Raw genomic sequence first — 8,218 nt, 5'->3', positions numbered from 1 at the left:
CCTCCGCCGTGCGCGACGCGGCACCGGTGGCGGCACGGCCCGCCGCGCCGCCGCCTGCGGTGGAGCCCGAACCGACGGCGCCGCAGCCGCTTCCGCTGCCCTTGCCGTTGCCCCCCGTCGCGCCGCCGGTGGCGATGCCGGTCCCGGTGGAGCCGCCACCACCCCCCGCGCCGCTGCCGGTCCCGCGCCCCGAGCCGGTTGTCGAGGTGCCGCCGCCCGTCCCGGTGCCGGCCCCGCCGCCGGTGCCTGTTCCGGCGCCAGTTCCTGCACCCGTGCCGGCACCGTCACCGGTACCAGCCCCCGCACCGCTGCCCGAGCCCATGCTCGCACCCCAGCCTGTGGCGCCCCCCACCACGCGGCGCGCCAGCCCYGGTACCGCCGTCGAGCCCGCCACCGCCCCGTCACCGGTCGGCCCCACCACCGGCCCTGTCGTCGGCCCCGGCGGCGAGACCGGCCACGACAACGCCGCCACGCCGCCCGGTGCCCCCGGCGAACCGAAGCTGAACCTCAACCTGCCGAGCCTGCGCAGCCGCGGCAGCAGCGCCGGCGGCATGTCGCCCGGCGTGCTGCCGCTGTTGCCGCCGCCGCCCGAGCGCAAGGCCAAGATCACCGAGGAGCTCGACAAGGCCGGTCGCACCGATTGCCGCACCGCCTACAGCGGCATGGGCCTGCTGGCGGCCGTGCCGCTGGCGGTCGATGCGGTCAAGGGCAGCGGGTGCAAGTGGTAGGTCGCCTCAACGCGCCGGCGCCGCCGCATGCGCCTTGCGCAGGCTCTCCATCCACGCCGTCCAGTCGACCGGCCCGGCGGCGTGGCGCTTCTGCAGGTTCTCCAGCACGCGGCCCCACGCCCGGTCGAAGTAGGCGTAGGTCTTGTCCCATTCGCCGCCGTCGCCCCAGCCGACGTGGTGCAGCGTCACGCGCGTGCTGTTGTCATCGACCGGCGCGAAGCGCACGACGACGAAGGTGCGCTGCCGGCGCGCCTCGGGCAGCGAGGGCGGTGCGTTCCAGTCGAAACTGATCATCTGCATCGGCTGCAGCGCCATGAAGTGCATGTCGTCGGCGCCCTTCATGCCGGGCTCGGCCAGCGGATCCATGTGGATGTGGAAGGCCCCGCCGACGCGCGCATCGACCTCGGCCTCGGGCGCGAAGAAGCCCTCGATGCCCGCCTTCGTGGTCCAGCTCTGCCAGACGGCGGCCAGCGGCGCAGCCACCACCGCTTCCTTGTCGATCGAACGCTCGAGCGCGGCGGCGCCGTCGGCCAGCGCCGCGAGCAGCAGCGCGCACGAGACCCCGAGGGCGATGAATCGCATGGCGTTCCCCATCGAATTGGCGGCGCCAGACACTACCATCGCGGGCATGTCCGCTCAAGCGCCTTCCCCAGCGCCCACCTCCCCCGGCCCGCTCGCCGGCCTCAAGGTGCTCGAACTCGGCCAGCTGATCGCCGGCCCGTTCGCCGCCAAGACCCTGGCCGACTTCGGCGCCGACGTGATCAAGGTCGAGCCGCCCGGCAGCGGCGACCCGCTGCGCCAGTGGCGCCTGATGCACGCGGGCACCAGCGTCTGGTGGGAGGTGCAGTCGCGCAACAAGCGCAGCCTGGCGCTCGACCTGAAGCAGCCCGAGGCGCGTGACATCGTGCGCCGGCTCGCCGCCGAGTGCGACGTGCTGGTCGAGAACTTCAAGCCCGGCGTGATGGAGGCCTGGGAGCTCGACTACGAATCCCTGTCGGCCGCCAACCCGGGCCTCGTGATGCTGCGCATCAGCGGCTACGGCCAGACCGGGCCCTACAAGGACCGGCCGGGCTTCGGCGTCGTCGCCGAGGCGATGGGCGGCCTGCGCCACCTGACGGCCGAGCCGGGCCGCGTGCCGGTGCGCGTGGGCGTCAGCATCGGCGACACGCTCGCGTCGCTGCACGGCGTGATCGGCATCCTGATGGCGCTGCAGCACCGGCACGCGACGGTGTCGGCCGAGGCACCGAAGGGGCGCGGGCAGGTCATCGACGTGGCCCTCTACGAAGCCGTCTTCAACTGCATGGAAAGCCTGCTGCCCGAGTACAGCGCCTTCGGCACCGTGCGAGAGCCCGCTGGCTCGGCGTTGCCCGGCATCGCGCCGAGCAACGCCTACGCCTGCCGCGACGGCTGGGTGCTGGTGGCCGGCAACGGCGACAGCATCTTCAAGCGCCTGATGGCGGCGATCGGGCGCGACGACCTCGGCGCCGACCCGGCGCTGGCCGGCAACGCCGGGCGCGTCGCGCGGGTCGCCGAGATCGACGCGGCGATCGGCGATTGGGCCGCGTCGCGCGGCGTCGCCGAGGTGCTGGACGCGCTGAACGCCGCCCACGTGCCGGCCGGGCGCCTCTACACCGCGCGCGACATCGCCGACGATCCGCACTACCGCGCGCGCGGCATGCTGCAGCGCATCACCAGCGCGCAGGGCCTGTCGCTCGAGACCCCGGGCATCGTGCCGAAGCTGAGCGCGACGCCCGGCTCGATCCGCCGCCGCGCGCCGACCCTCGGCGAGGACAGCGAGGCCGTGCTGCGCGAGATCGGCGTGACGCCCGGGCAACTGGCGGCGCTGCGCGAACGCGGCGTGCTTTGAGACGATGTAGACCGGAGCGACCCGCATGCAAGAGCGCCCCCACCGCAGCCCCGTCGTGCTGGTCCTGGCCTACCTGGCGGCGGGCACGGCCTGGGTGCTGCTGTCCGAGCATGCGGCGCTCGCGCTGACCAGCGACCCGCGCCAGCTGACGCTGGTGCACACGATCCAGGGCCTGCTGTTCGTCGCGATGACGGGCTGCCTGCTGATCCTGCTGCTGCGCTCGCTGACCACGCGCGCCAGCACCGAAGACACCGTGCTGCACGAGATCGCCGTCAGCTACGAGCAGATGTTCCACGCCAATCCGCAGCCGATGTGGATCTACGACGCGCTGTCGCTGCGCTTCCTGGATGTGAACGGCGCGGCGATCGCGCAGTACGGCTGGTCGCGCGAGGAATTCCTGCAGATGACGCTGGCCGACCTGCGCCCGCCGGAAGACATCCCGGCGATGGAGGCGCAGGTGCGTGCGGTGCGCGGGCCCGACGCGCCCGGCGTCACCTCGTCCGGCCCGTGGCGCCACCGCCGCAAGGATGGCAGCGAACTGCTCGCACGCACCAGCGCGCACGGCCTGCAGTTCGGCGACCGCAGCGCGCGGCTGTGCGTGGTGACCGACGTGACCGCGCAACAGGCGCTCGCCGCCGAACGCGAGCAGATGATCACCGAGCTGCGGCATTCGCGCGAATGGCTGGACGCCGCGATCAACGGCGGCCGCATCGGCCTGTGGGCGCGCGACCTGCGCAGCGACATGCTGACGCTCGGCGGGCGCTGGGCCGACCTGATCGGCACGACCCCCGACGATTTCAACTCGCGCTTCGGCGAAGTCGCCACCGACAGCTTCGCGAAGCTGTGCCATCCGGACGACCTGCCGGGCGCGAGCGAGCGCTTCCGCGCCTTCCTGCGCGACCAGCGCGAACCCTATGCCGACGAGTACCGGCTGCGCCACGCCGACGGCCGCTGGGTGTGGGTGCTCAGCCGCGGGCACGTCGCCGAGCGCGATGCCGACGGCCGCATCCTGCGCATGGTCGGCAGCTTCGCCGACATCACCGATGTGAAGGCGGCCCAGGCGGCCCGCGAGCAGCAGCACGCGGCCGAGCAGGCCAACGCGATGAAATCGCAGTTCCTCGCCCGCGTGAGCCACGAGCTGCGCACGCCGCTCAACGCGGTGCTGGGTTTCTCGCAGCTGCTGCGGCTGGACACCGCCGCGCCGCTGCAGGCGCAGCAGCTGGAGCGGGTCGAGCACATCGAGCGGGCCGGCCAGCACCTGCTGCGCCTGATCACCGACCTGATGGACCTGAGCAAGGTCGAGGTCGGTGCGATGGACATGCACAGCGTGCCGCTCGACCTGCAGGCGCTGGCCGACGAGGCGCTCGCGATGGTGGCCGGCGACGCCGCGCAGCGCCGCATGCACATCGAGCGCGCATTCGAGGCCGGCCTGCCGCCTGCGCTGGCCGACCCGCTGCGCCTGAAGCAGTCGCTGCTGAACCTGCTGTCGAACGCGATCAAGTACGGTGCCCCCGAGGGAGTCGTGCGGGTCACGCTGCACCGCGCCGAGGCAGGCGCACTGCAATTGGCCGTCTGGAACAGCGGGCCCGGGCTCAGCGACGCTCAACTCGCGCGGCTGTACGAGCCGTTCAACCGCCTCGGGCGCGACGCCGGTGCCGAAACCGGCAGCGGCATCGGCCTGGCGATCACCCGCCAGCTTGTCGAGAGCATGGGCGGCCGCATCGAGGCCCGCAGCCAGCAAGGCGCCTGGGCCGAGTTCACGCTCACACTGCGCAGCGCACCGCCACCCGCGACGGGTTGAGCGCTCGGCCACGAATATGTCGTGGCCCACCACTTGCTTTGCCTTTTTTCACACAGGTGTCACGAATGCATACCCGTTCGTGACGCGTTGAGCAGTTGCGGTTTCCCCGGGATCACAAGCGGGCCCGCACTGAGCACGATGGAGGCAGAGGCATGGGGGAGGCGGATGGTCCGACCCTGCGCACATGGCGGCAGCGGAGGGATCCTTTCGCTGCCTTTCTTTTGGCGCCAGAGATCCTGGCACTTGATCGAGGGATGCGAATGTTTCGCTTGAAGTACATCAGCGCCACCGTCATGGCGCTGTGCGCCGCCGGTGCCACGCCGGCCTGGGCCCAATCCGACACCCCGGCCCCGGACACCACGGGCGCAGCCCAGAAGTCGCTGCAGCGGGTCGAGGTCACCGGCTCGCGCATCAAGCGCATCGATGCCGAGACCGCCTCGCCGGTGCAGGTGATCACGCGCGAGCAGATCGACCGCTCCGGCGCGCAATCGGTCACCGAGCTGCTGAACCGCCTGCCGGCCAGCAATGCCGGCAACTTCAATGCGAATGCGGTGGCAAGCTACACGCCCGGTGCCGGCGGCGTCTCGCTGCGCGGGCTGGGTGCGCAGGCCACGCTGGTGCTGATCAACGGCCGCCGCATGGCGCCGTACGGCTTCGCCTCGGGCGGCCAGCAGTCGTTCTTCGACATCAACTCGATCCCGCTCGACGTGGTCGAGCGCATGGAGGTGCTGCTGGACGGCGCGTCGGCCATCTACGGCTCCGACGCGATCGCCGGCGTCATCAACGTGATCCTGCGCAAGAACTACAACGGCCTGTCGCTGTCGGGCTCGGGCTCGCAGTCGGGCTACCACGATGGTGCGGCGGGCAAGTTCAGCACCACCTGGGGCAAGGGCGATCTCGAGAACGACAAGTACAACTTCTTCCTGAACTACTCGCACGAGCAGCAGAACTCGGTGAAGGCCTCGCAGCGGCCGATGACCTCGACCGCGGACTTCCGCCGTTTCGGGCTGACCGACCTGCGCTCGAGCTACGGCTACCCGGGCAACCTCTACAACCCCACCACCGGAGCGTTCATCGGGCCGATGCCGGGCTGCACGCCGCTGAACGAGCCGGGCGCCGCCGCCAATGGCCGCTGCTACTACCAGGGTACCGACCACCAGGACCTGGTGCCGGAAACCAAGCAGGATGCGCTGTTCGGCGCCGCCACGCTGGACCTCGGCAGCGGCTTCGAGCTGTTCGGCGACGCGCTGTTCGTGCGCAACAAGTACAAGGGCGAGTCGCCTTCGTACAACACCGCCACCTACCAGTCGACCGGCACGCTGCCCAACATCTTCATCACGCTGCCGGCCAACCATCCGCAGAACACCACCGGCGCCGACGTGGGGCTGCGCTACCGCTTCATGGACGTGCTGCACACCACCGAGGTGACGGCGGACACCACCCGCCTGGTGCTCGGCGGGCGCGGCACCCTGGGCGGCTGGGATGCCGAGAGCGCGCTGATGTACTCCGGCACGCGTGCGCGCGTCTGGACGCGCGGCCTGCTCAATGACTCGGTGCTGATCGGCGGCGACGTGCTCGATGCCAACGGCGTCGCCAACCCGAACTTCATCTTCGGCAACCCGGGCGCCAACGATCCGGCGCTGATGGCCGCCCTCTACCCGACGCTGCGCGACGAAGGCAAGACCAGCACCACGTCGATCGACCTGCGCGGCTCGCGCGAGCTGATGAAGCTGCCGGCCGGCGGCCTCGGCCTCGCGCTCGGCGTCGAACTGCGCCGCGAATCGTTCAAGAGCACGCCGGACGCGCTGACCGCATCGAATGCGATCAGCGTGCTGGGCGCCGCCTCGTCCGACGGCTCGCGCAACGTCAGCGCGGTCTACGCCGAGCTGTCGGTTCCGATCACCAAGACGATCGAGGCGTCGCTCGCGACCCGCACCGACCACTACAGCGACTTCGGCAGCGCCACCGTGCCGAAGGCCGGCCTGAAGTGGAAGGTGCTGCCGAACCTGGCACTGCGCGCCACCTACGCCGAGGGCTTCCGGGCCCCGTCGCTGACCGAGACGACGCAGTCGCCGGTCAAGGGCTTCTACTCCGGCATCCGCGACCCGAAGCTGTGCCCGGATCCGAGCGACACCACCAATGCGAACTGCGACCTGTCGCTCGAAGCGGTCTCGGGCTCCAACCCGAACCTGAAGCCCGAGAAGTCGAAGAGCTTCACGGCCGGCCTGGTGTTCGAGCCGACCGAGAACGTCTCGCTGTCGTTCGATGCCTACAAGATCAAGCGTCGTGACGAGATCTCGTCGATCGACCCGGACTACCTGCTGGCCCACGAGGCGGACTACCCGGGCTACGTGGTGMGCAAAGCGGACGGCACGATCGACAGCCTGAACCTGCAGTACACCAACCTCGGCTCGACCCGGATCTGGGGCTACGACATCGAGTTGCGGGCGCGCCAGGACCTCGGCTCGGCCGGCCGCGTCGGCCTGACCATCGTCTACAACAAGATGCCGCGCTACATGGTCGCGAACGTCAAGGACGCACCCGAAGTCGACTACGCCGGCACCTACAACCAGCCGAAGGAGCGCTTCAAGGCTGGCATCGACTGGGACATCGGCGACTGGTCGACGACGCTGAGCGGCAACTACACCGGCAGCTTCCTGCGCGCCTTCACGCCGGCCGACCTGAGCTGCTCGTACGCCAGCGGCGCGCACCCGGAGCTGTGCCGCGTGAAGGCCTGGTCCACCGCCGACCTGTACGTGGCCTACAAGGGCGTCAAGAACCTGACGCTGAGCGTGAACATCGACAACATCGAGAACCGCGAGCCGCCGATCGACGAACGGCTGGTCACCCGCTACATCGCCTACAACCCGGGCTACCACAGCCAGATGGGCCGCAAGGTCACGCTGGCGGGCAAGTACACGTTCTGGTGATGCACGGCGGCATGGGCCGCCACTGCATTGACGAACGACAAGGGGGACCCGCGAGGGTCCCCTTTTTTCATGCGTCTCTCTTGAGGTCGCGGAACGCCGCGAACAGCCACGAGCGCATGCCGACCACCAGCGTGTAGGCGCGCCGCTGGTCGGCCGGCAGCTTCTGGTCGGCCAGGTGCTGCTGCGCGAAATCCTGCCCGACGCGCTGCAGCCGCTCGACGAAGCTCGCCGCCAGGCTGGTGCCGATCTGGCCGTGCACCAGCATCAGCATCTCGCCGTCGCCGTCGAAGCCGCTGTTGAAGTAGTCGTCGGCCACGTGCTCGCGGAAGAACGCCATCACCGGGCCGTTCGGCCGCCAGCGGAAGGTCTTCGCCACCTGCAGCCGGTAGCGGTTCATCGGCCGCAGCTCGATGATGCCCAGCCGGTCCAGCTGCACCAGGTAGCGCACGCAGTCGGCCTCGCTGAAGGTGTAGGTGCCGATCATCTGCTCGTACGTCCACTGGCTCATGCAGCAGATCGCCAGCAGCAGCAGGCGCCGGTCGGCCACCACCGCCTTCTCCTGCTCGAGCGTCAGCTCGCGGCGCAGCGGCTGCGCATCGGCGATCTGGCGCGCCAGCTCGGCGAAATCCATCTTCAGCACGCGCAGCACGTCGTCGATGCGCGACAGCGGCATGTCGCCCTTCGCGAAGACGCGCTTGATGCTGGATTCCGACATGTCCAGTTCCTCCGCCAAGCGGGCGTAGGTGATGTCGGCGCGCTTCAGTTCGGCCTTCAGCGCATGGACCAGGTCCTGGGTGGTGCTCATCTCGACCCTCAAAAAGTATCACCAGACGATACCAGCGAGCCATGCCGCTGCAACCCCTCCAGGGAGGGATTGAACTGAATGCCGAGG

The 8,218-nt window shown here is 70.2% G+C and carries 6 protein-coding genes and 1 pseudogene; 4 read left to right on the top strand and 3 right to left on the bottom strand.

Annotated elements, in window-relative coordinates:
- Positions 1 to 352: pseudogene (locus tag AC1D1T_RS14210) on the bottom strand (hypothetical protein); the annotation flags it as partial.
- Between AC1D1T_RS14210 and AC1D1T_RS14205 the strand changes: the two are divergent.
- A complete protein-coding gene (locus tag AC1D1T_RS14205; protein ID WP_477992028.1) occupies positions 339 to 728 on the top strand; it encodes a dynein light intermediate chain family protein in 390 nt (129 codons plus the stop codon). The pseudogene AC1D1T_RS14210 and the gene AC1D1T_RS14205 overlap by 14 nt on opposite strands.
- A 6-nt stretch (positions 729 to 734) precedes the next feature.
- On the opposite strand, the gene AC1D1T_RS14200 is transcribed toward AC1D1T_RS14205, so the two are convergent.
- Positions 735 to 1,310, bottom strand: a complete 576-nt coding sequence (locus tag AC1D1T_RS14200; protein WP_477824933.1) for an SRPBCC family protein — start codon at positions 1,308 to 1,310, stop codon at positions 735 to 737.
- A gap of 46 nt (positions 1,311 to 1,356) precedes the next feature.
- Here AC1D1T_RS14200 and AC1D1T_RS14195 point away from each other — a divergent pair, with 46 nt between their 5' ends.
- The 3 genes from AC1D1T_RS14195 (at position 1,357) to AC1D1T_RS14185 (ending at position 7,326) form a co-directional block, all read left to right on the top strand.
- Complete coding sequence (locus AC1D1T_RS14195) at positions 1,357 to 2,595, top strand: CaiB/BaiF CoA transferase family protein (RefSeq protein WP_477824932.1); 1,239 nt, start codon at positions 1,357 to 1,359, stop codon at positions 2,593 to 2,595.
- A gap of 25 nt (positions 2,596 to 2,620) precedes the next feature.
- Positions 2,621 to 4,396 (top strand): sensor histidine kinase, encoded by a 1,776-nt coding sequence (locus AC1D1T_RS14190; RefSeq protein ID WP_465110205.1) that lies wholly within the window; start codon positions 2,621 to 2,623, stop codon positions 4,394 to 4,396.
- Positions 4,397 to 4,656: 260 nt separating this feature from the next.
- On the top strand, positions 4,657 to 7,326 hold the full coding sequence (locus AC1D1T_RS14185; RefSeq protein ID WP_477992027.1) for a TonB-dependent receptor plug domain-containing protein: 2,670 nt from the start codon (positions 4,657 to 4,659) through the stop codon (positions 7,324 to 7,326).
- Positions 7,327 to 7,393: 67 nt separating this feature from the next.
- On the opposite strand, the gene AC1D1T_RS14180 is transcribed toward AC1D1T_RS14185, so the two are convergent.
- A complete protein-coding gene (locus tag AC1D1T_RS14180) occupies positions 7,394 to 8,131 on the bottom strand; it encodes a helix-turn-helix domain-containing protein (protein ID WP_465110207.1) in 738 nt (245 codons plus the stop codon).
- Between the last annotated feature and the right edge of the window lie 87 nt (positions 8,132 to 8,218).

The organism is Rhizobacter sp. P2_H3 (assembly GCF_056403355.1).
Note: the sequence above shows the minus strand (reverse complement) of the source record. Positions and strands in the feature narration are given on the sequence as shown.

Bases quoted from the DNA above. Each gene is read 5' to 3' on its own strand.
- AC1D1T_RS14180 (WP_465110207.1), bottom strand. From the start codon at position 8,131: ATGAGCACCACCCAGGACCTGGTCCATGCGCTGAAGGCCGAACTGAAG.
- AC1D1T_RS14190 (WP_465110205.1), top strand. From the start codon at position 2,621: ATGCAAGAGCGCCCCCACCGCAGCCCCGTCGTGCTGGTCCTGGCCTAC.
- AC1D1T_RS14195 (WP_477824932.1), top strand. From the start codon at position 1,357: ATGTCCGCTCAAGCGCCTTCCCCAGCGCCCACCTCCCCCGGCCCGCTC.
- AC1D1T_RS14200 (WP_477824933.1), bottom strand. From the start codon at position 1,310: ATGCGATTCATCGCCCTCGGGGTCTCGTGCGCGCTGCTGCTCGCGGCG.